Origin of the sequence: Plantactinospora veratri, from assembly GCF_036421995.1 — a bacterium.
GTDB classification, from domain to species: domain Bacteria; phylum Actinomycetota; class Actinomycetes; order Mycobacteriales; family Micromonosporaceae; genus Plantactinospora; species Plantactinospora veratri.
On sequence record NZ_JAZGQL010000020.1, the window covers coordinates 161,978 to 184,868 of the forward strand.

General features: G+C 72.4%; 19 protein-coding genes and 3 tRNA genes. 9 read left to right on the plus strand and 13 right to left on the minus strand.

Annotated elements, in window-relative coordinates:
- Positions 1–127: 127 nt before the first annotated feature.
- Complete coding sequence (locus V1634_RS24390; protein ID WP_331210205.1) at positions 128–1,498, minus strand: ABC transporter substrate-binding protein; 1,371 nt, start codon at positions 1,496–1,498, stop codon at positions 128–130.
- Positions 1,499–1,667: 169 nt separating this feature from the next.
- Here V1634_RS24390 and V1634_RS24395 point away from each other — a divergent pair, with 169 nt between their 5' ends.
- The 3 genes from V1634_RS24395 to V1634_RS24405 all read left to right on the plus strand — a co-directional run bounded on the left by V1634_RS24395 (position 1,668) and on the right by V1634_RS24405 (position 5,223).
- Entirely contained in the window at positions 1,668–2,057 is a 390-nt protein-coding gene (locus V1634_RS24395; protein ID WP_331210206.1) for a hypothetical protein, read from the plus strand.
- Positions 2,058–2,142: 85 nt separating this feature from the next.
- Positions 2,143–2,853, plus strand: a complete 711-nt coding sequence (locus V1634_RS24400) for a DUF2786 domain-containing protein (RefSeq protein ID WP_331210207.1) — start codon at positions 2,143–2,145, stop codon at positions 2,851–2,853.
- Between the two features lie 165 nt (positions 2,854–3,018).
- Positions 3,019–5,223, plus strand: coding sequence for an FUSC family protein (locus V1634_RS24405; RefSeq protein WP_331210208.1), 2,205 nt, complete (start codon positions 3,019–3,021; stop codon positions 5,221–5,223).
- A gap of 25 nt (positions 5,224–5,248) precedes the next feature.
- On the opposite strand, the gene V1634_RS24410 is transcribed toward V1634_RS24405, so the two are convergent.
- Positions 5,249–5,770, minus strand: coding sequence for an SRPBCC family protein (locus tag V1634_RS24410; RefSeq protein ID WP_331210209.1), 522 nt, complete (start codon positions 5,768–5,770; stop codon positions 5,249–5,251).
- 198 nt (positions 5,771–5,968) lie between these two features.
- Between V1634_RS24410 and V1634_RS24415 the strand changes: the two genes are divergently transcribed.
- On the plus strand, positions 5,969–6,451 hold the full coding sequence (locus tag V1634_RS24415) for a hypothetical protein (protein WP_331210210.1): 483 nt from the start codon (positions 5,969–5,971) through the stop codon (positions 6,449–6,451).
- 152 nt (positions 6,452–6,603) lie between these two features.
- Here V1634_RS24415 and V1634_RS24420 read toward each other — a convergent pair.
- The 7 genes from V1634_RS24420 to crtI all read right to left on the minus strand — a co-directional run bounded on the left by V1634_RS24420 (position 6,604) and on the right by crtI (position 11,118).
- Positions 6,604–6,677 (minus strand) — tRNA-Phe (locus V1634_RS24420).
- 102 nt (positions 6,678–6,779) lie between these two features.
- Positions 6,780–6,856, minus strand: a tRNA-Asp gene (locus tag V1634_RS24425).
- A 37-nt stretch (positions 6,857–6,893) separates the two neighbouring features.
- Positions 6,894–6,966: transfer RNA gene (locus V1634_RS24430), tRNA-Glu, on the minus strand.
- 138 nt (positions 6,967–7,104) lie between these two features.
- Positions 7,105–7,896: a polysaccharide deacetylase family protein gene (locus V1634_RS24435; RefSeq protein WP_331210211.1), complete on the minus strand. Its 792-nt coding sequence runs from the start codon at positions 7,894–7,896 to the stop codon at positions 7,105–7,107.
- A gap of 90 nt (positions 7,897–7,986) precedes the next feature.
- Positions 7,987–8,910, minus strand: a complete 924-nt coding sequence (locus V1634_RS24440; protein WP_331210212.1) for a MerR family transcriptional regulator — start codon at positions 8,908–8,910, stop codon at positions 7,987–7,989.
- A complete protein-coding gene (gene idi, locus V1634_RS24445; RefSeq protein ID WP_331210213.1) occupies positions 8,900–9,634 on the minus strand; it encodes an isopentenyl-diphosphate Delta-isomerase in 735 nt (244 codons plus the stop codon). Before idi ends, V1634_RS24440 begins: the two co-directional genes overlap by 11 nt.
- A complete protein-coding gene (crtI, locus tag V1634_RS24450) occupies positions 9,631–11,118 on the minus strand; it encodes a phytoene desaturase family protein (RefSeq protein ID WP_331210214.1) in 1,488 nt (495 codons plus the stop codon). Before crtI ends, idi begins: the two co-directional genes overlap by 4 nt.
- 191 nt (positions 11,119–11,309) lie before the next feature.
- Between crtI and V1634_RS24455 the strand changes: the two genes are divergently transcribed.
- The gene (locus V1634_RS24455; protein WP_331210215.1) at positions 11,310–12,257 is read left to right on the plus strand and encodes a phytoene/squalene synthase family protein; all 948 of its coding nucleotides are present in this window, start codon (positions 11,310–11,312) and stop codon (positions 12,255–12,257) included.
- Between the two features lie 12 nt (positions 12,258–12,269).
- Here the strand turns inward: V1634_RS24455 and V1634_RS24460 are convergent, their stop codons facing one another.
- The 4 genes from V1634_RS24460 to V1634_RS24475 all read right to left on the minus strand — a co-directional run bounded on the left by V1634_RS24460 (position 12,270) and on the right by V1634_RS24475 (position 17,400).
- Positions 12,270–13,157: a carbohydrate ABC transporter permease gene (locus tag V1634_RS24460; protein ID WP_331210216.1), complete on the minus strand. Its 888-nt coding sequence runs from the start codon at positions 13,155–13,157 to the stop codon at positions 12,270–12,272.
- A gap of 12 nt (positions 13,158–13,169) precedes the next feature.
- Positions 13,170–14,126, minus strand: a complete 957-nt coding sequence (locus tag V1634_RS24465; protein WP_331210217.1) for a carbohydrate ABC transporter permease — start codon at positions 14,124–14,126, stop codon at positions 13,170–13,172.
- Positions 14,127–14,203: 77 nt separating this feature from the next.
- Positions 14,204–15,583, minus strand: coding sequence for an ABC transporter substrate-binding protein (locus V1634_RS24470; protein ID WP_331210218.1), 1,380 nt, complete (start codon positions 15,581–15,583; stop codon positions 14,204–14,206).
- Positions 15,584–15,876: 293 nt separating this feature from the next.
- Positions 15,877–17,400, minus strand: coding sequence for an FAD-dependent monooxygenase (locus V1634_RS24475; protein ID WP_331210219.1), 1,524 nt, complete (start codon positions 17,398–17,400; stop codon positions 15,877–15,879).
- A 143-nt stretch (positions 17,401–17,543) separates the two neighbouring features.
- Here V1634_RS24475 and V1634_RS24480 point away from each other — a divergent pair, with 143 nt between their 5' ends.
- The 4 genes from V1634_RS24480 (at position 17,544) to V1634_RS24495 (ending at position 22,846) form a co-directional block, all read left to right on the plus strand.
- Positions 17,544–18,986 carry a dihydrolipoyl dehydrogenase family protein gene (locus V1634_RS24480; RefSeq protein ID WP_331210220.1) on the plus strand — a complete coding sequence of 481 codons (1,443 nt, stop codon included), beginning with the start codon at positions 17,544–17,546 and terminating at the stop codon, positions 18,984–18,986.
- A 52-nt stretch (positions 18,987–19,038) separates the two neighbouring features.
- The gene (locus V1634_RS24485; RefSeq protein WP_107262679.1) at positions 19,039–20,040 is read left to right on the plus strand and encodes a LacI family DNA-binding transcriptional regulator; all 1,002 of its coding nucleotides are present in this window, start codon (positions 19,039–19,041) and stop codon (positions 20,038–20,040) included.
- Positions 20,041–20,382: 342 nt separating this feature from the next.
- Complete coding sequence (locus V1634_RS24490; RefSeq protein ID WP_331210221.1) at positions 20,383–22,020, plus strand: glycoside hydrolase family 13 protein; 1,638 nt, start codon at positions 20,383–20,385, stop codon at positions 22,018–22,020.
- Positions 22,021–22,261: 241 nt separating this feature from the next.
- Positions 22,262–22,846 carry a pyridoxamine 5'-phosphate oxidase family protein gene (locus V1634_RS24495; protein ID WP_331210222.1) on the plus strand — a complete coding sequence of 195 codons (585 nt, stop codon included), beginning with the start codon at positions 22,262–22,264 and terminating at the stop codon, positions 22,844–22,846.
- Positions 22,847–22,891: the final 45 nt, after the last annotated feature.

Genomic DNA, 22,891 nt, shown 5'->3' on the forward strand with positions numbered 1-22,891 from the left:
CTGTGCCCGACGGGACCGTCGGGCACAGGGGTAACGCTAGGGCGACGAGCCCACCCGGCGACTCCCGGAAGTGTGCCACTCCGGCGGTCTGCCGGGCGGAACCCGGGGCGGCGCCGCTCGGGGCGGGCTACTGCTGTTGGATGCTCACCCCGGCGGCGGCGAGCGCCTCGATGACCCTCGCCGACTCGCCGTATCCGATCACCAGAATCGCGTCGGCGCCGAACTGCTTGATCTCCTGGGCGCCCTTGGCGAAGTCCACCGGCGGCGCGTCGGGCCCGGGCTTCACCTCGTAGTTGAAGAGCCGCACCTGGTCCGAGCCGTGCCCGGCCCGCTCCAGTTCGGCCCGGACGTTGCCCTGGAGGCCCTCGCCGTACGAGTCCTGCCGGGCGACCAGCGCGATCCGGTTCGGCCCGTCCCGCAGGATCATGTCGGCGAGCGCCCGCCCCTGGAGGATGTCCGACGGGGCGGTACGGAAGTAGAGCCCCTTGTCGTCCACCGTGCTGAGCCCGGCGTCGGTGTTGCTCGGCGAGAAGAGCACCAACCCGGCGGCGATCACGTCCGGCAGTACCGCCCGGGAGATGCCGGAGCCACCGGCTCCGATGATCACGTGCACCCCGGCGCGTACGTGCTGCGCGACCGTCGCCTTCGCGACGGCCGGGTCGGTGCCGTCGTCGCCGTCGACCCAGACCACCGGCTCGCCGAGTACGCCGTCGGCGGTGTTGACCTCGTCGATAGCCAGCGTCGCGGCCGCCGCCATCGGCGGGTAGGCCAGCGCCAGGTCGCCGGTGCGTGGCAGCAGTCCGCCGAGCTTCAGCGGCGCACCGCTGCGCTGCTCGACCGCCTTCGTCTGCTTCTTGCCGGGTGGCGGCTTCTTGGCGCTGGCCGTGGACTCGTCACCGGCGCCGAGGAATTCGGTCTTGCCGTTGTCGAGCTGATCGTCGCTGCCGAAGTGCAGGGTGGCGTAGCTCGCCGTGGAGGGCTCGCCGATGTCGGTGAAGCCGCCCCGGTTCAGCGAGACGCCCCGGTAGGCGACATCGGTGCCGTTCCGGGCGAGTTGCAGGCAGGCCGCGATCGAGTCGCAGCGTTCACCCCCGGTGGTGACCCCGACGATCTGCTTGGCGATCTCGGCCGGGTCGGTGGAGCCGGCGAGCTGCGCCGCGATCGCGCTGATCGCGACGGCGTCGTAGGACTCGGCGGCGTAGAGGAAGTCGGAAAGCTTGGGGTCCTTCCGCAACAGCCGGTTCTTGAAGTCCTCGGAGAGCGGGGTGAGCGGCGTGGTGCCCTTCATGCCCTTGAGCAGACCGGTCTGCTGGTCGAACTCCGCCTTGAAGGAGTTCTGCATGTTGCCGTCCGTGCCGTACAGCCGGACCTGGGTCGGCTGGGTCTGCTCGGCCTGCCCGGCCTCGCCGTCGCCGTCCGAACCGCAGCCAGCAAGCAGCAGTGCCGCACAGGCCGCGGCGGACAGGGCGGCGCGGCGGGTGCCGCGGAATACGAGCATGGGGTGTCCTTCCTCCCCGGAGATCCGTTGCGCAGATTAGCGCGCCTCGTTCCGGCGCGCGCCCGCGGTCGACCGCCAATTGCCGATCGAGGAGCACTATCATCCTGGTTAAGCAGCATTCATGCCGTTTGTCAGACGCTGCTTGACCTGGCGGCATACCCTTCCGCACGTGACGGACGTTCCGCAGGAGACGCTGGATGACGCCACCGCGGTGCTCACCTCCGCGTTGGCCGGTGACAGCGACGGCGTGGTCGGCACGTTCGACGCGGTGGTCGACCGGTCCGGTGTCGCCGGTGCCTACGAGGTGGCCTGGTGCCTCGCCGCCACCATGGTCGGCGACGGTGTGCCCCGGGGCGCGTGGACCCTCGACTTCCCCGGCATCGACGAGGCGGGTTACGACGCGCGCTGGGTGGCCCGGTTCGTCAGCGCGTACGCGAACGCCGACGGCGACACGGGAGCCGCGCTCTTCGGTGCCGCCCTCGCCGACGGGCAACTGCCGGACTGCCTGCTCACCCTCGCCGGGTCGGCCGTCGCAACGCTGCGGCACCGTGCCGGATAAAGCCTTCATCGACGTCCATCTTTGCATGCTCCTCGGCCGGTTTGTCCAGGGGGCACCCGCCCGGCCGGTGTGATAGCTCTGGTGCATGTCCGACGCGATGCTCAGCAAAATCCGCAAGTTGCTGGCCAAGGCGGAGGACCCGGCCTGCACGCCGGCCGAGGCCGAGGCGTTCAACGCCAAGGCGACCGAACTGATCGCGCGGTACGGAGTCGACCGGGCGTTGCTCGCCGCCCGCGACCCGGGCACCGATCCGGTCGGTGACCGGATCGTCGACATCCCCGCCCCGTACGCCCTGGACAAGGTGGGTCTGCTGGCCGGGGTCGCCGACGCGCTGCGCTGCCGGTCGGTACGCCGACGCGGCGACAGCGGGTTCGTCATGCACCTGTTCGGCTTCGCCAGCGACCTGGAACGGGTGGAGGTGCTCTTCACCTCGCTGCTGGTGCAGGCCGCGCACGGCATCTCGGTCGCACCGGTACCCCCTGGCGACCATCCGGCCGCGTTCCGCCGGTCCTGGCTGGCCGGCTTCGCCGCGGCGGTCGCCGGGCGGTTGCGCCGGGCCGAGGCGGCCGCCGCCTCCGCAGCCCCGTCCGGTGCCCCCTCGATGGCCCTGGTCCTCGCCGACCGGTCGAACCGGGTCGACCGGCGCCTCGCCGAGGCCTACCCACGACTGCGTACGGCCGCACCGCGCCGGCTGCTAGGCGGCGGTCTGGAGCAGGGCGCGGCGGCGGGTCGGCGGGCCGACCTCGGCGGCACCGGACTCAACCCCGGCCGGTCCACCCCGCTCTCGTCCGCCTGACCGTCCCGACCAGCCCGACCGTCGGACGTCGGAAAGCGTCGGCGGGGCGCCGACGGAGGTGAGAGGGTGAGGGCGGGCGGCCACGGGGGCCGCGAGACGCCGCTGCCCTGACCTCCGCCGCGCCCCGCTCGGCGGCCCGGCCCCGAGCGGCGGCAGAGGGCACCCATGACCAGGATCGGCGTCGTGCAGTGGCTGCGCCGGCGGGACCCGGAGTACCGGGTGCTCCGCCGGGGCGCCCGGCTCGCACTGGTCGCCGCCGCCGGACTCTTCGGCGGCACGTACGGGCTCGGCAACCCGCTGCTCGGGCTCTACACCCTCTTCGGGGCGATCGCGACCGGCTTCATCTCCCAGGTGCCCGGCGGTCCCACCCAGCGGGCCCGTACCCTGCTCGCCGCACTGCCGGTCGCCTGGCTCCTGGTCACCGTCGGGACGTTCCTCGCCGTCAACACCTGGGTCGCGGCGGCCGGCATGCTGGTGGTCGGCTTCGTCATCCCGTTCGCCGGAGTGGGCGGGCCACGGATCCTCGGCCTCGCCACCGGATTGCAACTCTTCTACATCGCGGCGTCGTTCCCGCCGTACCAACCGGACACCCTGCCGTCCCGGCTCGGCGGGGTGACGCTCGGGGTGGCTCTGCTGATCACCGCCGAGCTGGTGCTCTGGCCCGATCCGACACCGCCCGGCTACCGGCAGCGCCTCGGCGAGGCGGCCCACTCGGTGTACCGGTGCCTCGACCTGCTGGCCGGGCTGCCCGCCGGGGTGCCGGTCGACCGGGCCGAGATATCCCGGCGGCAGGAGGCGTCCGAGCGGGCGATGGACGGGGTGTGGCTGGCCCGGATCCCGCCGACCCAACGGCCGGCATCGGCCGGGCCGCGCGACCGGGCGCTTCGGCACGGCGACCGGCTGCTGCGCCAACTCCTCCACCACCTGGACCGGATCGCCGACGAACTCGGCGACCTCAGCGACGACGAGCTGGCCGGGTTGCTGCGGCAGTCGGCGGAGGTGCTGCACGCGGCCGCCCGGACGCTGTGCGGCGGGGCAGGGGCGGTCGAGATCATCCGGTTGACCGAACTGGAGGCCCGGATCAAGGACCTCTACGACCGGCCGCCGACCGTACCGGCGCCGCCGACCGACGCCGCCGGCCCGGCACAACTGCGCAGGGAGGCGGTCAGCCTGCGGGTCGCCGCCGAGGTCTACGGGTTCGGCGTCGCGGCCCGGATCGCCGTCGGGTTGCGCCCGCCGGCCCGGTCGCCCGGCGGGCCGGGCCTGGACGATTTCTGGTACGCCCACCGTTCGCCGTTCGCGCTCTACTGGCAGCAGTTCCGGTTCCACCTGACGACCCGCTCGGTCTACCTGCAAGGGGCGGTACGGGTCTCCCTCGCCCTGGCCGCCGCCCGGGTGGTCGCCGGCTTCCTGCACCTCAACCACGGGTTCTGGGTACTGCTGGCGATCCTCACCCTGATCCGGACCTCGGCCGTCGACACCCGCAGCGCGCTGCGCCCGGTGCTGCTGGGTACCCTGCTCGGCGCCGCCGTCGGCAGCCTGCTGCTGTACGGCGCGGGCGAGGTCCCGGAGCTGCTGCTGGCGGCCCTGCCGGTGGCGATGGTGCTGACCTTCACGATCGGGCCGCTGCTGCCGCAGCTCTGGGGGCAGTCGCTCTTCACCGTGCTGTTCGTGATGGTCTTCGCCCAGGCCGGTCCGGCGAACCTACAGATCGCCGGGGTGCGGCTGCTGGACGTCGCGATCGGCTCGGTGGTCGGGGTACTGGCCGGCCTGCTGATCTGGCCGAAGGGCGGCAGCGGGGAACTGCGCCGCTCCATCGCCCGGTATCTGGCGGTCAGCGCCGCCGCGGCCGAGGAGGTCACCCGGACCCTGGCGGGCCGGCCGTCCCGGCAGGATGCGCTCGGTGCGGCCCGGCAGGCGTGGATTCTCGCCGAGGCGTCGTTCCTGCAGTACCAGCTGGAGCGGGACGACCCCCGGCTGCCGCCGGTCAACTGGCAGGCCGCGCTCGCCGCCGGCCAGCACCTGCAGCTCGGCGCGGTGTCCCGGCTGCGCCGTGGCGCGCACGCCCGGCTGACCCGGGTGGAGGACGCCGCCGCCCCGCTCGACGACCTCGCCGGTCGGCTCCGGCGCGGCTACGCCGACCTGGCCGAGCAGTTGGCCGCGGGCCGGCTCGGCCGGCGGGTCTGCGCACCGCCGCCCCCGGAGAACTTCGACACCCGGGTACGGGATGTGCTGGCGGCAGGCGAATCCCGGGCCGCCGCACTCAACCTGGTGGACGTGGAAACCTGGCTGACCGGCGCCGGGGCCTATCTGGAGCGGATCCAGTCGGCCGGGGTGACGTCGAAGTCGAGCCCGCCGGGATCCGGGTGACCGACAGCCGTCGGCTGCGGAGTCGTCAATCCTGCTCGGCGGCGTTCCCGACCGCGCTCGCGTACCGGGAGAGCAGCTCGTGCCAGCCGGCGGTGAGCGCCTCGCGGTAGCCCTCGGCGGCCTCGCCGTGCCGGTCGAAGTCCCGGTGTTCCACCTCGACCAGGGTGGTCCCGTCGGCCTGCGGCGCGAACCGCACCTCCACCACACTGGCCTGGTCCGGGTCGGGCACAGGTGCCCGGTCCGGACCGATCTGCCAGTTGAAGACCAGGCGGCGGGGCGGCTGCCAGTCCAGCACCCGGCCCCAGTCGGAGCGGAACCCGTGCGGACCGATCTCGTACAGCATCCCGCCGCTACCGGGCTCGATGCCGAGCTTGGCCAGCTTCTGCGGGCCCGACCAGGTGTATTCCTTCACCCACCAGTCGGCGAGACCCTCCGTGAAAGCAGCGAAGGCCCGGTCTGCCGGGCCCGGGACACGGAGGCTGCTGCGCACGGAGTAGGTGCCTGTGTCCTGCTGGATGTCGGAGGCGTTCGTAGTCTCCTGTCCCATACGCCGGGACCATACCGGCTGCTGCTGAGCTGTGCAGCTTTGCATCGGCGGGCGGTCGATCCCTGCGCCGAGCGGTAGATCATCAATGGGTGTCGAGGCCGGTGCTGGCTCCCCGGCACTAGCATCGACCGGAAACGCTGTTCGCGCGGCCGATCCGGTCCGCGCCGGGGGCGACGGCGGTGCGGGAAGGAGTTCCACATGCCCGACGATCCCACCGTGACCCGCATCGACGGGCGTGCAGCACGGCGTCGACTGCTCGTGATCGCGTTGTCGTACCTGTTGGCGGTGCTGGTGTCGGCCCTGGTCGCCCGCGCGGGCCTGGCGGCGGGCCGCTCCGGGGTCGACCGGATCGGGCTGCCCTGGGCGGTTGTCGGGCTGGCCGGCATGCTCGGCGCCGGCACCATCGCCACCGCCGCCTGGTACGCCCGCCGTGGCCCCGGCACCGGGTCCCCCGATCCGGCCCGGCTGGCCCGGGCGGTGCTGCTGGCCCGGATGGGCCGGTTCGGGATGGTGCTGGTCGCGGCCGTCGCGGCGGTACTCGGCATCGTGCTGGCGCCGGACGGTGCCGAGCGCGGCTTCGCCATCCTGGTCAGTACCGGCCTCGCCGCCCTGCTCGCGCTCTTCGCCCTGCTCGCCAACGACCTCACCCGGCTCCGCCGCCGCGCCGCACCCAGCGACTGATCCGGGTAGCGGGTAGCGTCCGGCCTGCTCGGGCCGGCCAAACGCTACGCGATCCCCTCACCGGCGGCGGTCACCCGGTGCGAAAATAGAGCGGCCCCCGTCCGGCGTTTCCGCTGGTGGGGGCCGCTCTGATAGCCCGGCGAAAGGCTATGTGGCCAGGGGCGGGGTCGAACCGCCGACCTTCCGATTTTCAGTCGGACGCTCGTACCAACTGAGCTACCTGGCCGGGTTACTCGGCACATGTTACCGGTCCGGCCTACCCGCTGCCGTCCCGATCATCCGGGCCGAAACGCAGACCGCCGCGCGTTGGACGCGCGGCGAGCGGCGCTGGCGGTCCTGACGGGACTTGAACCCGCGACCTCCGCCTTGACAGGGCGGCGAGCACTCCAACTGCTCCACAGGACCTTGCTCTTACTGCTGTCCCCGGCCGAGACCGGGGTCGTGCCCCCAACGGGATTCGAACCCGTGCTACCGCCTTGAAAGGGCGGCGTCCTGGGCCGCTAGACGATGAGGGCGGCCCCGCCATCATTGCACATGACAACTTCAGCGGCTGTGCTCCCATCCGGCCCCGCCGGAGGCTCCGAAAGCATACGTGATGGCCAGCCGCCCGACCAAACCGGTATTGCCCATCGGACAAAGTCCCCTAAACCACCTCACCTCAGCCGGGTTATCCCGTACTTCCGCTTCAGCGAGCTGATCACCTGGGGACAGGCGCCGAGGGTGCGACTTCGATCACCGCCACCGTCGTGCAGCAGCACGATCGAGCCGGGCCGGGCCTGCTGGGCCACCCGCCGGCTGATCTCCGAGGTGCTGGTGTCGTCCCAGTCCACCGGGTCGACGTCCCAGTGCAGCGGCTTCATGCCGAGGGCCCGGGACACTCCGACGACGGCCGGGGTCCACTTGCCGCCCGGTTGCCGGTAGTGCCGCACCTTGACCCCGGGCACCGCCCGCTGGATCTCCTGGTTGGTCCGGCGCAGGTCGGCCCGGATCTGCGCCGCGCTCCGGGTGCCCAGCTTCAGGTCGTGCTGCCAGCTGTGGTTGCAGAGCGTGTGGCCCTCGCGCACGATCCGCCGTACCAGCGCCGGATACTTGCGGACCTTCACTCCCACCACGCAGAAGGTGGCCCGGACCCCGGCCCTGCGGAGCTGGTCGAGCACCTTCGGCGTCCACTGTGGATGCGGCCCGTCGTCGAAGGTCAGCGCGACCCCGCGTACCCCGGTCAGCCGCTGGGTGTTCAGCGGGCCGACGGTGCCTCTGGGGGCCGGCTTCTTCCGGCTCGGTTTGGCCGGCGGCTGGGTCGGTGCGGGGGTCGCCGTCGCGGTCACCTGGGGAATCGGCGGATAGGGCAGCGGTGACCTGGCCGGCGCCGGCTGCTGGTTCGCGCATCCGGTGGACAGCAGCACCAGCAGGACGAGGCCGGCGGCGAGCGCCGTACGTCGGGTCATCGGGCGGCTCCCGAGGGGATTTCGGGTTACGGCTGCCCCACGTTAGCGGAGTGCGTACGGTGGCGATGTCCCGAATGCTCGGTAGCCGGGTCAGCGCCCTGAAGATCCGGGTACGTCCCGTAGCATCGCCACCGCCTCGGCCAACGTCGCCGGCCTGCGTACCCCGGAAGGCAGCAGCTCGGACGGCCAGCCGGGCCCGGCCGCGGCCAGCAGCGGCGGCGGCCAGGCGCCGGCCCGCACCGCGTCGAGCTGGGCCGGGTCGCCGGTCGCCGGTCGCTGTGACCAGACCACCACGGCCTGCGGGGCGGTCCGGGCCACGGCCTCGACCAGGGCCGTCACCGGCACCCGCGCGCCGAGCAGCCGGCAGTGCACCCCCGCCTCGGCGAGCGCGGCGGCGAGCGCCTCCAGCGGCAGGCTGTGCTGCTCCTCGTCGGCGCAGGAGAGCAGGATCCGGGGTGGCGACGCGCCGGCCGGCGGTCGGGGCACCGCGGCCAGCGCCTCCGACACACAGCGGGAGAGCAGGTGCTCCACCTCGACGAACGCCGCGCTGGCGGCGTGCCGGTCACCGATGCCGGCCAGCACCGGCCGGAGTACCCGCTCCCAGGCGGCGACGACGCCGTCGGCCTCGATCGCCGAGCTGATGCCGGCACGCATCGCCAGCGGGTCGAGTCGCATCGCCGCCCGCGCCAGGCCCCGGGCCGCCGGCCCGGACCGGCCCACCGCGATCACCGTGCCGCCACCGGCCCGCGCCACCGGCACCGCCCGGTCCGGCTGCTTCCCGGGTACGGTGCCCCAGCGCGCCCAGTGCGCCGCCTCGGCCGGGGCGATCCCCTCGGCGGTCAGCCGGCGCATCACGTCCAGCCGGTCGAGGTCCTCGACGCTGTACCGCCGGTGCTGCCCCGGGACGTGCCGGCTCGGGCCCAGTCCGTATCGCCGGTGCCAGCTCCGCAGGGTGGTGACGGCGATGCCGAGCCGCCGCGCGACAGCACCGGCGCTCAGCGCGTCATCGGCCACCCGACCGCTCCGCCGGGTTCTCCTCCTGACCCGTGGGGGCAGGGACCTGCTCCCACCGGCCGCGGTTGCCCGACCGGCGCGGTGGCCCGGACGGTGCATCGGGGGGAGGCGACTGCGCCGGGCCGGTCAGCCGGCTGAGCACCCCAGCCAGCCACGGCGCGTACGCCTCCGGGTCGGCGTCGAGCCCGGCCCGCAGCTCGTCGGGGTGTACCCAGCGCAGGTCGGCCACCTCGTCCGGGTCGGGCAGCACCGCCCGGTCGGCGTCGAAGTCGCCCCGGAGCACGTGGTCGTACTCGTACTCGACCCGGCCGCTGCCGGGGTCCTCGGCCCGGTAGAGGTAGACCCCGATCTCGGTCAGCGGTACCGCCTCGATGCCGAGTTCCTCGCGCAGTCGCCGGCCGGCGGCGGTGCCGAGCGACTGGCCGGGCTCCGGGTGCCCGCAGCAGGTGTTGGCCCAGCGCAGCGGGAACCGGGTCTTGGCGGCGGCCCGCTGCTGGAGCAGGATCCGCCCGGCCCGGTCGACCAGCAGTACGGAGAAGGCCCGGTGGAGCTGGCCCGGCGACCGGTGCGCCTCGTCGACGGTACGGGCACCGAGCGGGGCGCCGGCCTCGTCGACCAGCTCCACCAGGTGCCGTTCCCGGTCGGTCGGGCGGTCCCGCTCCCCGCCGTACTCCGGCCGCTGCGCGCCCTCGCCCCGGCCCGACGTGTCGCGGTCGGCTGTCATTGGCCACCTCCAGTCACCCGGGCGGCGGCGAGCTTCCCGGAGATCATCACCATAGGCACGCCCACCCCGGGCTGTGTGCCGGAGCCCACGAACACCACGTTCGGCAGGTCGCGGTGCAGGTTGCCGGGGCGGAACGGGCCGGTCTGCCACAGGCTGTGCGCGGCCGCGAACGGCGTACCGGCGGCCATCCCCGCGTCGGCCCAGTCGGCCGGGGTGACGATCCGGAGCACCTCGACGCTCTCGGCCAGCCCGACGTAGCCCCGGCGTTCCAGGGTGACCAGCAGGTCGTCGGCGTACCGCTGCGGCAGGTCGCCCCGCCAGTCCAGCCCGGCGCCCCGGTCGAGGTTCGGCACCGGGGCGAGCACGTAGTAGCCGTGCCGGTCGGCCGGTGCCGTCGACGGGTCGGTCCGGCTCGGGTTGGTGACCAGCAGCGACGGGTCCGACATCAGCTCGCCGCGCCGGATCACCTCGTCGAAGGTGCGCCGCCAGGCCCGCCCGAAGTGGATGTTGTGGTGGGCGATGCCCCGGTAGCCCTGCCGGGCGCCGACGTGCAGCACGACGCAGGAGGGCGAGTAGCGCAGCCGGCGCGGTGCCGCCCCGTCGGGCAGCAGGTCACGGTATGCCACCGGCAGGTCCGGGTTGAGTACCACCACGTCGGCGGGGACGAACGAGCCGTCGGCGGTGTGTACCCCGGTGGCCCGGCCGGCCGAGGTCTCCACCCGGTCGACCGTGCTGCCGTAGCGGATCTGCACGCCGTGCTTTTCGGCGGCGCCGGCCAGGGCCCGGGAGACGGCGTGGATGCCGCCGCGCGGGAAGTACACCCCGGCGACCGAGTCGAGGTAGGAGATCACCGTGTAGATGGCGAGCGCGTCGTGTGGGGCGAGGCCGGCGTACATGGCCTGGAAGGAGAAGATCCGCCGGGTACGCGGGTCGGCGAAGAACTGGTCGATCTTGGTTTGCAGTCGCCGGAACGCACCGGCGGCGACCAGCCGGACCAGGTTGGCGGTGAGCAGGTCGGTCGGGCGGTCCAGGTTGCGGTCGATGAAGTCCGCGCGTTCGAGCTGCCAGAGCCGGCGGGCATAGTCGACGAACCGCAGGTAGCCGTCGGCCTCCCGGGGGCCGCAGACCCGGGCGATCTCCCCGGCCATCCGTGCGGTGTCGGTGAGGACGTCCAGGGTGGACCCGTCCGGATAGTGCGCCCGGTACGCCGGGTCGAGCGGGACGAGGTCGAGCCAGTCGTGCAGCTCCTCGCCGACCGCGCCGAGCGCCTCGGCGATCAGGTCGGGCATGGTCAGCACGGTCGGCCCGGTGTCGAACTCGTATCCGTCGACAGTGAGCCGGCCGGCCCGTCCGCCCGGCACGGCCTCGCGCTCCAGCACGGTGACCTGGCGGCCGGCGCCGGCCAGGTGCAGGGCGCAGGCGAGGCCGCCGAGCCCGGCGCCGACCACCACCACCCGGTCGGTCCGTCCACTCACGGTTCGCACCCGATCACCTCCTGGATCGACCATCATCCTGCGCCTCAGGTCGCCGGAGGCATCCTTCTGCCGATTTTGTAGCTGAAAGATCCCTTGTTGGCGCCTGGCCGGGCCGCGATCCCGAGCAGCCGGAGTCGGTCGAGCGTACCCTGAGGCATACGAGTTGCGTCGATTGATGCGTCGATACTCCTGGAGGGTCGGTGGACACCAGTCTCGGCGGGTCCTATGAGCGCTGCCGTGAGCTGCACAAACGGCACGGCCGGACCTACTATCTCGCGACCAGGCTGCTGCCCGCCTGGAAACGGCGGCACGTGCACGCGCTCTACGGCTTCACCCGGTACGCCGACGAGATCGTGGACCGGACCGAGGAACTCCCGACCCCGGTCCGGAGCGCCCGGCTCGCCGACTGGTCGGACCGGTTCCTCGCCGGGCTGCGGGGCGAGCCGGTGACCGATCCGCTGCTGCCGGCCGTGCTGCACACCATCGCGGTCTTCGACCTCGACCGGGCGGACTTCGCGGCGTTCCTGCGCAGCATGGCGATGGACCTGACCGTGACCAGCTATCCCCGCTACGCCGACCTGCTCGAATACATGGCGGGTTCGGCGGCGGCGATCGGCACGATGATGCTGCCGATCCTGGGCAGCGCCGACCCGGCCGCCGCCCGGGAGCCGGCCCGGCAGCTCGGCTTCGCCTTCCAGCTCACCAACTTCATCCGCGACGTCGCCGAGGACCTGGAGCGGGGCCGGGTCTACCTGCCGGCCGAGGACCTGGCGAGGTTCGGGGTCACCCCGGCCGACCTGGTCGCGGCGGCGCGGCGGGGGCGGGCCACACCCCGGATCCGGCAACTGATCGAGTACGAGGTGAGCCGAGCCCGGCGGCATTACGTCGCCGCGGCGCCCGGGGTGACGCTGCTCGCCCCGGCCTCGCAGTCCTGCATCCGCACCGCCTACCTGCTCTACGGCGGAATCCTCGACGAGGTGGTCGCCGCCGGGTACGACGTCTTCGCCGGCCGGGCCGTGGTGCCGCGCCGACGCCGGGCGGCGGTCGCCGCCCGGGCCCTGGTGACCTCGACCGGCACTCCGGTGGTGGCACCCGGGGCGCCACCCCGGACCGGGCGCGGGGTGGCGGAGCGGCTGGCTGTCCCCTGATGCTGCCCCTGGTCAGCCTTTGATGCTGCCGGTGGTCAGGCCGGACATGATGTTGCGCTGGAAGATCAGGAAGATGACCACGGTCGGGATCGCCGCGATCACCGAGGCGGCGATCACGACGTTCATCGGGGTACCGCCGGAGAAGGCGTAGATGCCGACGCTGACCGTACGGGTCTCCGGCGACGGCATCACCAGCTTCGGCCAGAGGAAGTCCTTCCAGACCGCCGTCACGGCGAAGATGGAGACCACCCCGAGGATGGGGCGCGACATCGGCAGGATGATCGACCAGAGCGTCCGCAGCGGCGTCGCACCGTCCATCAGGGCCGCCGCCATCAGCTCCTCGGGGATCGAGTCGAAGAAGCGCTTCAGCAGGAAGATGTTGAAGGCGTTCGCGACCAGGGGCAGCCAGATCGCGAACGGCGAGTCGAGCAGGTTGATGTGCAGGATCGGCAGGTCGATCACGGTCACGTACTGCGGAACGATCAGGACCATCGCCGGGATCATCAGCGTCGCCAGCATCAGGCCGAGGATCGCGTTGCCGAAGACCGGCCGCAGCTTCGACAGCGAGTACGCCGCCGCGGTGTCCAGGACGAGCTGGAACAGCAGCGCCCCGGCCGCGTAGTAGAACGTGTTGAAGAGCAGCTTCGCCAGGTCCAGGTTGTTCCACGCGTCGACGTAGTTCTGCGGCTGCGGGTCGCGCGGGAAGAGTGTCGGCGGGGTCTGGGCGATCTCCTGGCCGGACTTTAGCGCTCCGGTGACCATCCAGTAGAGCGGACCGAGGAAGACCAGCGTGAACACCACCACCACGACGGTGAGCAGCGTCCAGTAGACGATCCTGCCGCGTCCCCGGCGGAGCTGGGCGGGGGAGATGAGGGTCCGGGTGCCGGAGTCCTGTGCCATGTCTCGCCTGTCCTAGTCCTGTTTCGCGGTCAGTCGGGCGTAGACGGCGGAGAAGCCGGCCAGTACCACGAGCATGATCACGCCGAGCGCCGCCGCGCCGTTGAGGTCGTTCTGGAAGAACCCGTGCTGGTAGATCAGGTACGCCACCGAGGTCGCCGAGTCCTCCGCGCCCGCCCCGTTGGCGAGGATCAGCGGCTCGATGAAGAGCTGCATGGTGGCGACGATCTGGAGCATCGCCAGCAGCAGGAGGATCAGCCGGGTCTGCGGGACGGTGACGTTGACGATCCGCCGCCAGATCCCGGCGCCGTCCAGCTCGGCGGCCTCGTAGAGTTCGCCGGGGATGTTCTGCAACGCCGCCAGATAGATCAGCACCGCGCTGCCCATGTTCATCCAGGTGGAGGCGATCACCATCGCCGGCATCGTCATCTCCGGCGACTGCATCCACTCCGAGGTCGGCAGGTGCAGCGCCCTGAGGACCGCGTTGAAGAGCCCGGCCTCGCTGGGGTCGTAGGCGTAGTACTTGAAGAGGAAGAGTGCCGAGGCCGGCGGCAGCATCACCGGCAGGTAGACCAGGATCCGCAGGTACCCCTTGGCGTGCCGGAACTCGTTGAGCAGGATCGCCACGAAGAACGGCACCGCGTAGCCGAGGACGAGCGCCAGCACCGTGAAGTAGATGGTGTTCTTCCAGGCGGGCCAGAAGCTCGGGTCGTCGAGGATCCGCAGGTAGTTGTCCCAGCCGACCCAGGTGGTCTCGCCCCGTCGGGTGCGCTGGAAGCTCATCACGACGCCGCGGATCATCGGGTACCAGGAGAAGACGGCGAAGCAGGCGACCGCGCCGATCAGGAACGCGTGCCCGGTGAGGTTGTCCCGGATCTTCCGGCCGAGGCCGCTGCTGGGCCGTGGCGGTGCCGGGTACGGCCGGGCGGGACGACCCGGTCTGGTGGTACCCGGGGCGGTGGTGATCGCCAAGGCAACTCCAAAGTCGGTGACCGTACGGTGCGGCGGCGGGATGGGGACCGGTGCCGTCGGCCCCCACCCCGTCGGGCTCAGCTCTCGGCGGCCAGCAGTTGGTTGACCTTCTCCTCGGCCGTCTTGAGCAGCGCGTCGACGTTCGCGTTCGGGTTCGTCAACACCCCGGACATCGCCGCGTCGAGCACCGCGTAGATCGCCTGCGCGTTGCGCGGCTCACCCTTGATCGGGACCGGGGTCGCCTCGAAGAGCGCGAAGTTCGCGGTGTCGAGGTTGGCGTTCGCCTTGCGCAGTTCGAGTTCCTGCTTCTGCGCCTCGCTGCCGTTCGCGAAGAGCAGCGGCTGCGGCAGCCCGACCGGGTAGTTCTGCGGCTTGGCGCGTACGTAGTCGAACTGGCCCTTGCCCGGGGTCAGCTTCTGGTACGCGATCCACTTCAGGCCGGCCTTGACCTGCTCCGGGGAGAGGCCCTTCTTGAAGAAGTAGCCCTCGCCGCCGCCGAGCGTCCCCTTCGCCGGGCCGTCCTGGCCGGGCATCGGCGCCATCGCCCAGTCCTGGAACTTGCCCTGGAACTGGCTGACGATCGCCTGGGTGGAGTCGGGCGCACCGATGAACATGCCGACCTTGCCGGCGGCGGCGTTGGTCAGCAGGTCGCCCCACTGGAGCAGTTGGCGGGCGCCCATGCTGTTGTCGCCGTACCGCATGTCCTTGAGGTTCTGCAGGACCTGCCGGCCCATCGGGTTGTTGAAGTCGGCCTTCTTGCCGTCCGGGGTCAGGACCTGGCCGCCCTGGGAGTAGAGCAGGGCGGTGAAGTGCCAGCCTCCGGTGTTGCCGGCGCTGTATTCCGAGTATCCGGCGACGCCGTTGCCGAGCGCGGAGATCTTCCTGGCGGCGGCCCGGACGTCGGCCCAGGTCTTGGGCGGGTTGTTCACGTCCAGCCCGGCCTGCTGGAAGAGCGCCTTGTTGTAGACCAGCCCCATCGAGTAGTTCTTCACCGGTACGGCGTAGAGCTTGCCGCCGTCGGTGAAGACCTCCTTGAGGGCCGGGTCGACGCTGTCCCAGGTCGGCACGTTCTCCTTGTTGGCGTACTCGGTGATGTCCATCGCCTGACCGGAGTCCAGCACCTGTTGCAGGTCGGTCATGTACCCGTAGAACACGTCGGTCACGGTGCCGCCGGCGAGCCGGGCGGTGAAGTCCGGCGGGTTGTTGCACTGCTCGCCGACGCTCACGCTCTTGATGACGATGTCGGGGTTCTGCCGCTGGAACTCGGCGACGTCGGCGTTCCAGTTCTGCAACAGCTCCTTCTGGGAGCCGACCGGCTGGCAGTCGACCGTGATGGTGACCTTGCCGCCGGCGTTCGAGTCGCCGTCGTCGCTCTTCGTGGAGCATGCCGTGAGGCTGAGTCCCAGGCCGGCCACGAGCGCCAGCGCCGCGGCCTTCCGGTACTGCGGTACGGACATCTGTCCATCCCTTCGGGAACGGGTGGCTCCATGACCTGTGCTGATCCGCGGGATCGTCACCGTGGCGGTGCCTTGGGCTGGTCCGCACCCGCCGTATGGCCGGGCCCTGGAGCTGTGTGGCGTCGTGTGTGAGTGCGGTCACTGTAACGAGACGAACTCATTCCAGCAAGATGTCGATCGTCTGCTGCAAAGACACGACTTGATTACGGCAGATGATGACAACGGATTGCCCTCGTACCCGAAATCAGGACAGACGAGACCCCGGTGGCCGACAGATCGGGGCGGAGCGGGAGCTAGCTTCCGCCGAGGCCGCGTATCGCCCGGTCGAGGTCCCGGCCGCGCAGCGGCGGCGGCACGGCGCCGAGCAGGAACCGGTCCGGGCGTACGACCAGCACGGTCGGCCCCCGGCCGAGCGCACCGGCGACGTCCCCGATCGACCGGCTGCCCGGCCGTCGCGGGTCCGCGGACCCGGTCGTCAGGGTCACCGCGTCCCGGGCGGCGATCCAGGCGAGCGCCTCGGCGTCGGCGACGGCGGCCGGATCACAGCCGACCCCGATCACCGCCCAGCCGCGGCCGAGCAGGTCGTCGAGCCGGCCGGGCCCGGCGACCGTCTCCACCAGCGGGTTCGGCAGCATCCGGCCCGCACCGCGCAGCTCGCCCGCGGCACCCCTCGGCAGCGCCGGTCGCGGCCGGCTCTGCCGAGCGGCCAGCGCCGGCAGCCCGGGGATCGCGGCCAGCGCCCGGATCAGCGACCGGAGTACCGCCGACCCGGTGCGGCTGCGGGTCTGCAACACCCGGCCGACCGCCAGGCTCACCCGGGTCATCTCCGCCACGTGCGGCCGGCGTTCCCGCTCGTACCCGTCGAGCAGCCCCTCGTCGGCGAGCCCCCGCAGCACCTCGGCGAGCCGCCAGCCGAGACTCTGCGCGTCCCGGACGCCGCTGGCCAGGCCCTGGGCGGCGAACGGCGGCATCAGGTGCGCCGCGTCCCCGGCGAGCAGGATCCGGTCGCGGCGCCACCGCGACGCCTGCCGGGCATGGAAGGTGAAGACCGCCACCCGCCGGATCCGGACCGTCTCCGGCGGTGTCCACCCGGCGACCAGCCTGCGGACCGAATCCACCTCGCTGACCTGGGTCGGATCCTCGTCCGGGTGCAGCATCCACTCCCAGCGGCGCCGGCCGGGGCTGGACATCGTCACCAGGGGCCGGCGCGGGTCGAGCACCATCGAGGTGGACGCTTCCCCGTCGGTCTCGTCGGTCTCGGCGTCCACGACCAGCCACGGCACGGCGTACGTCCGGCCCTGTAGGGGCAGCTCGGCGAGTCGGCGTACGGTGCTGGACGCGCCGTCGCAGCCAACCACCCAGCGGGCCCGTACGGTCGTACCGTCGTCCAGCCCGACCCGGACATGGTCGCCGGCCGGTTCGAGGGCGGCCACCGCACGGCCGAGCCGGACCGCCACCCCGGGCAGCCCGGCGACGCCGGCCCGCAGCGCCGCCTCCAGGGCCGGCTGGTCGATCAGCGCCGCCGCCGGCACCCCGAATCCGCTCTCCACCGGGGAGAGGCTGAGCAGCACCCTGTGGTCGGGGGCGAGGAATCGGGACCACCGGATACCGACCGCCCACCGGTCGAGGTCGGCGACCCCCGGAAGGCCGACCAGCACCCGCAGCGCCTCGGCGTCGAGCACGGCGGCCCGGGGCAGGGCGGCGGGCGCCTCCTCGGGATCGACGACCATCGTCGAGACGCCGTACCGGCCCAGCAGCGCGGCCAGTACCCCGCCGACCGGCCCGTACCCGGCGACCAGCACGTCGACGTCGATCATCGGGCTGCCCCCTCCCACGACCGCGCACCGGCCCGACCGTCCGCCGGACCGGGCCGGGCAGCCGCAGCGTACGCCCCGAGCCGGGTACGCCGGGTGATCCGATCCACCTGGCCGGCCGGGGGCGGATCGGGAAAGCTGGCGGTATGGCTGAACAGGAACGGACGCACGTGAAGACCGACGAGAGCGCGACCACGGACGTGACGGCGGAGGTCGACGTGGTGGTGGTCGGGCTGGGCGTGGGCGGTGAGGAGACGGCGAACCGGCTCGCCGCGGCGGGACTCTCGGTCGTCGGCATCGAGCGCGACCTCGTCGGCGGTGAGTGTCCGTACTGGGGGTGCGTGCCAAGCAAGATCATGATCCGGGCCGCGAACGCGCTGGCCGAGGCGCGCCGGGTCGACCACCTGGCCGGACAGGCCCGGGTCGAGCCGGACTTCAGCATCGTGGCCAAGCGGATCCGCGAGGAGGCCACCGCCGGCTGGACCGACGACGCCGGGGTCGAGCGGTTCACCTCCAAGGGCGGCCGGTTCGTCCGGGGCGCCGGCCGACTGGTCGGCCCCGGCCTGGTCCGGGTCGGCGACGAGACGTTCCAGGCCCGGGTCGGCGTCGTGCTGGGTACCGGCACCACCCCGGTGATCCCGCCGGTGCCCGGGCTCGCCGGCACGCCGTACTGGACCAACCGGGACGCGATGGAGCTGGCCGAGCTGCCCGATTCGGTGGTGATCCTCGGCGGTGGGGCGATCGGCGCGGAGGTGGCCCAGGTGCTGGCCCGGTTCGGTGTCCGGGTCGGCATGGTGGAGGCGGGCGAGCGGATCCTCGCCCAGGAGGAGCCGGAGTCGTCGGAGCGGGTCGCCGCGGCACTGCGCGCGGACGGCGTGACGGTGCACACCGGAGCCCGGGCCGAACGGGTGGCGCACGACGAGAGCGGCTTCACCGTGCACCTGGCCAACGGCGACCAGCTCCGGGCCGAACGGCTGCTGGTCGCCACCGGCCGGCGGGCCGTACTCGACACGCTCGGCCTGGAGACGGTCGGGCTGGATCCGACGGGACGGTTCGTGGCCACGGACGACCGGATGCGGGCCGGCGACGGGGTCTGGGCGGTCGGCGACCTGACCGGGCACGGCGCCTTCACCCACGTGGCGATGTACCAGGCCGGGATCGCGATCGACGACATCCTGCGCCGGGCCGGCGTACTCGACGACACGGCCGGCGACGGGCCGCGGGCGGACTACCGGGCACTGCCCCGGGTCACCTTCACCGATCCCGAGGTGGGTGCGGTCGGGCTGACCGAGCGGCAGGCGCGGGACCGGGGACTGAACGTCCGGACCGCCTTCACCCCGCTCTCCGAGTCCAGCCGGGGCTGGATCCACCAGGTGGGCGACGAGGGTTTCATCAAGCTGGTCGCCGACGCCGACCGGGGCGTACTGGTCGGCGCGACCTCGGCCGGACCGGTCGGTGGCGAGGTGCTCGGCGCGCTGGCGGTGGCGGTACACGCCGAGGTGCCGGTGAGGACGCTGGCCGGGATGATCTACGCCTATCCGACGTTCCACCGCGCGATCGAGACGGCGGTGCGCGGACTGTTGCAGTAGGCCGGCGAACTTTGGTTCGGTTTTTGCAAGTACCTGTCGTACTATCGCGGCCGTGACCAGAAGACTCACCGAGGTGGCCCGGAAGGCCGGGGTCAGCGAGGCCACGGTGAGCCGGGTGCTCAACGGCCGGGGCGGCGTCTCCGAGAGCACCCGGGTCGCCGTGCTCACCGCGCTGGACGTGCTCGGCTACGAGCGCCCCAGCAAGCTGCGCGGCGAGCGGGCCCGGTTGGTCGGGCTCGTCCTGCCGGAGTTGCAGAACCCGATCTTCCCGGCCCTGGCCGAGGTGGTCACCGGGTCGCTGGCCCAGCGCGGGCTCACCCCGGCGCTCTGCGCCCGGACCATCGGCGGAATCTCCGAGATGGACTACGTGGAGATGCTGCTGGACCACCAGGTCTCCGGAGTGATCTTCGCCGGTGGCTCGTACGCGCTGGCCGACGCGCCGCACGACCACTACCGGCGGCTCACCGACCGGGGCCTGCCGGTGGTACTGGTCAACGCTGGTGTCGACGAGTTGGGCTTCCCCTGCGTGTCGACCGACGACGCGGTGGCGGTCGAGCAGGCGTACGGGCACCTGCGCTCGCTCGGTCACGAGCGGATCGGCCTGGTGCTGGGCCCGGCCGACCACGTGCCGTCCCGCCGGAAACTGGCCGCGATGGCGAACGTCGCCGGTTGGGCCGACGACGAGGAGTGTGTCGAGCGGTCCAGCTTCTCCATGGAGGGCGCCCGGGTCGCGGCGAGCAAGCTGATCGAGCGCGGCGTCACCGGGATCATCTGCGCCAGCGACGTGATGGCGCTCGGCACCATCCGGGCGGCCCGCCGGCTGGGACGGTCGGTGCCGGCCGACATCTCGGTGGTCGGCTTCGACGACTCGGCGCTGATGACCTGCACCGACCCGCCGCTGACCACCGTGCGGCAGCCGATCGAGATGATGGGCCAGGCCGCGGTGGACCTGCTGGTGAACCAGATCGAGGGGGTCGGGGTGCTCACCGACGAGCTGCTCTTCGAACCCGAACTGGTGGTACGCGGATCGACCGCGCCGGCACCCGGGCACTGACCGCCGCCGGGAACCTTCACCACGTCGTACCGCGGCACGGTCGACCCGCCCGGGCCGACCGCCCGGGCTGACCGGGCACTTCCGGTTCCTGCCCACCGGCGGCGTGACAACCGGCGCCCCTGCTCGGCGCGGCTCTGCCACCCGGCTGCCTCCCGCCGAGGCCGGCGAACTCAAGTCGTCATCTTTCAGAGTTCTGTCGGATTATTGCGGTGCCGCAATCGAGTTTGTATCGTCATCGGCACGAAACGAGGCACATCAGAGGTCCCCGCACCCTCCGACCCCGGGCCCAGGGTGCAGGTGCCGGTGGAACGCTCGCCGGACCGATCCAGGAAGCAGGTACTCGTGTCCACATCAGAGCGCGACCGCCGGTGGTGGCGAGACGCGGTGATCTACCAGGTCTACCCGCGCAGCTTCGCCGACGACAACGGCGACGGCGTCGGCGACATCGCCGGGATCCGGAAGCGGCTGGGCTACCTGTCCGGGCTGGGCGTCGACGCCATCTGGTTCGGTCCGTGGTATCCGTCGCCGATGGCCGACGCCGGCTACGACGTCTCCGACTTCCGGGCCGTCGAGCCGGTCTTCGGCACGCTCGCCGAGGTCGAGGAGCTGATCGCCGAGGCGCACGGGCAGGGCCTGCGGATCATCGCCGACCTGGTGCCGAACCACTGCTCGGACCGGCATCCCTGGTTCCAGGCCGCGCTGGCCGGCGGTCCGGGCGCGCCGGAGCGGGAACTCTTCTGGTTCCGTCCCGGGCGCGGCCCGGACGGGGACCAGCCGCCGACCGACTGGATCGGCGAGTTCGGCGGCCAGACCTGGACCCGGACCACCAACCCGGACGGCACCCCCGGCGACTGGTACCTGCACCTCTTCGCCGCCGAGCAGCCCGACTTCAACTGGGACCACCCACGGGTACGCGCCGAGTTCGAGGAGATCCTCCGCTTCTGGTTCGACCGGGGTGTGGACGGCATCCGGATCGACTCGGCGGCACTGCTGCTCAAGGACGCCACCCTGCCCGAGGTGGTCGACGGCGCGCCGCACCCGTTCCACGACCTGGACGGGGTGCACGACATCTACCGGAGCTGGCGGCGGATCGCCGACAGCTATCCCGAGCCGCGCGCGCTGATCGGCGAGGTGTGGTTGCCGGACCGGCAGCGGTTCACCAACTACCTGCGCCCGGACGAGCTGCACACCGCCTTCAACTTCGACTTCCTCACCTGCGCCTGGGACGCGGCGAAGCTGCGGGAGAGCATCGACGGCACCCTCGCCGAGCACGCCCCGATCGGCGCCCCGGCCACCTGGGTGCTCTCCAACCACGACGTGACCCGGGTGGTCACCCGGTACGGCCGGGCCGACACCACGTTCAGCTTCGCCAGCAAGCGCGAGGGGACGTACACCGACCTGGAACTGGGTACGGTGCGGGCCCGGGCCGCCGCGCTGCTCTCGCTCTCCCTGCCCGGCGCCGCCTACGTCTACCAGGGCGAGGAACTGGGCCTCTGGGAGGTCGAGGACATCCCACCGGCGCTGCGGCAGGACCCGATGTATCCGCGCTCCGGATTCGTCGACCCCGGCCGGGACGGTTGCCGGGTGCCGCTGCCGTGGTCGGGTGACACCGCGCCGTTCGGGTTCAGCCCGGACGACGCCTCCACCCCGCCCTGGCTGCCGCAGCCGGCCGCCTGGAAGGACCAGACCGTGCAGGCGCAGACCGACGATCCGCACTCGATGCTGGAGCTGTACCGCGAGGCGATCCGGATCCGCCGTACCCTGCCCGCGCTCGGCGACGGCACGCTGCGCTGGCTGCCGGCGCCGGACGGCGTACTGGCCTTCGCCCGCGATCCCGGGTTCGCCTGCGTGGTGAACCTCTCCGATGCTCCCGTGGAGCTTCCGCCGCATCAGAGCCGCCTGCTGGCCAGCCGGCCGGTGGACGGTGACCTGTTGCCCCCCGACACCGCCGTCTGGCTGCGTACCGCCGAAGCGAGTTGACGGTGCGCGGGCCGGGCGTGGCGGCCACCGCCCCTGCGGTGCTGCCGGCTCCGGTGGGTACGCCGACCCCACCGGTGTCGCGGTGACGCACGCCGGCGGTGGGGACGCCGACCCCGCCGCCGGCGGGCTCACCGCCGAGGTGGTCCGCCGGCCCCCGAGGTGGTCCGCCGGCCCTCTCCCGACCGCTGGGGTTGTCCGGCGCGACTACGGTGGGCCGGGGCTCACCAGGGAGGTTGGCCAAATGGGAAAGACGTACGACCGGATCGACGGCAGGTTGCGCACCTTCATCGAACAGCAGAAGGTCTTCTTCGTGGCGACCGCGCCGCTCGCCGCCGACGGGCACGTCAACCTCTCGCCGAAGGGGCTCGCCGGGTCGCTCGCGGTGCTCGACGAGCGGACCGTGGCATACCTCGACTTCGGCGGCAGCGGGGCGGAGACCGTCGCGCACCTGCGGGAGAACGAGCGGATAACGCTGATGTGGTGCGCCTTCGACGGCCCGCCGAACATCGTCCGGGTGCACGGCCGGGGCGAGGCGGTGTTCCGGGACGACCCCCGGTGGGCGGAGCTGATCCGGCACTTCCCGGAGCAGGCCGGCTCGCCGGGACTGCGGGCGATCGTGCTGGTCGCCGCGCGGCGGATCAGTGACAGTTGCGGCTACTCCATCCCCTTCATGGACTACCGCGAGGAGCGGACGCTGCACGCCGACTACTTCGGCCGGAAGACCGACGAGGAGTTCGCCGCGTACTGCGAGCGCAAGGACCACGTCGGCAGCAGCATCGACGACCTGCCCGCGCTGCCCCTCCCGCTGCCGCCGCTGCCGGCCTGACCCCGGGGGCGCCCCGCCGGTCCGACCCGGCCCGCCCGCCGGGCC

Bases quoted from the DNA above. Each gene is read 5' to 3' on its own strand.
- V1634_RS24390 (WP_331210205.1), bottom strand. From the start codon at position 1,498: ATGCTCGTATTCCGCGGCACCCGCCGCGCCGCCCTGTCCGCCGCGGCC.
- V1634_RS24400 (WP_331210207.1), top strand. From the start codon at position 2,143: ATGTCCGACGCGATGCTCAGCAAAATCCGCAAGTTGCTGGCCAAGGCG.
- V1634_RS24405 (WP_331210208.1), top strand. From the start codon at position 3,019: ATGACCAGGATCGGCGTCGTGCAGTGGCTGCGCCGGCGGGACCCGGAG.
- V1634_RS24410 (WP_331210209.1), bottom strand. From the start codon at position 5,770: ATGGGACAGGAGACTACGAACGCCTCCGACATCCAGCAGGACACAGGC.
- V1634_RS24415 (WP_331210210.1), top strand. From the start codon at position 5,969: ATGCCCGACGATCCCACCGTGACCCGCATCGACGGGCGTGCAGCACGG.
- V1634_RS24435 (WP_331210211.1), bottom strand. From the start codon at position 7,896: ATGACCCGACGTACGGCGCTCGCCGCCGGCCTCGTCCTGCTGGTGCTG.
- idi (WP_331210213.1), bottom strand. From the start codon at position 9,634: ATGACAGCCGACCGCGACACGTCGGGCCGGGGCGAGGGCGCGCAGCGG.
- V1634_RS24460 (WP_331210216.1), bottom strand. From the start codon at position 13,157: ATGGCACAGGACTCCGGCACCCGGACCCTCATCTCCCCCGCCCAGCTC.
- V1634_RS24470 (WP_331210218.1), bottom strand. From the start codon at position 15,583: ATGTCCGTACCGCAGTACCGGAAGGCCGCGGCGCTGGCGCTCGTGGCC.
- V1634_RS24475 (WP_331210219.1), bottom strand. From the start codon at position 17,400: ATGATCGACGTCGACGTGCTGGTCGCCGGGTACGGGCCGGTCGGCGGG.
- V1634_RS24480 (WP_331210220.1), top strand. From the start codon at position 17,544: ATGGCTGAACAGGAACGGACGCACGTGAAGACCGACGAGAGCGCGACC.
- V1634_RS24495 (WP_331210222.1), top strand. From the start codon at position 22,262: ATGGGAAAGACGTACGACCGGATCGACGGCAGGTTGCGCACCTTCATC.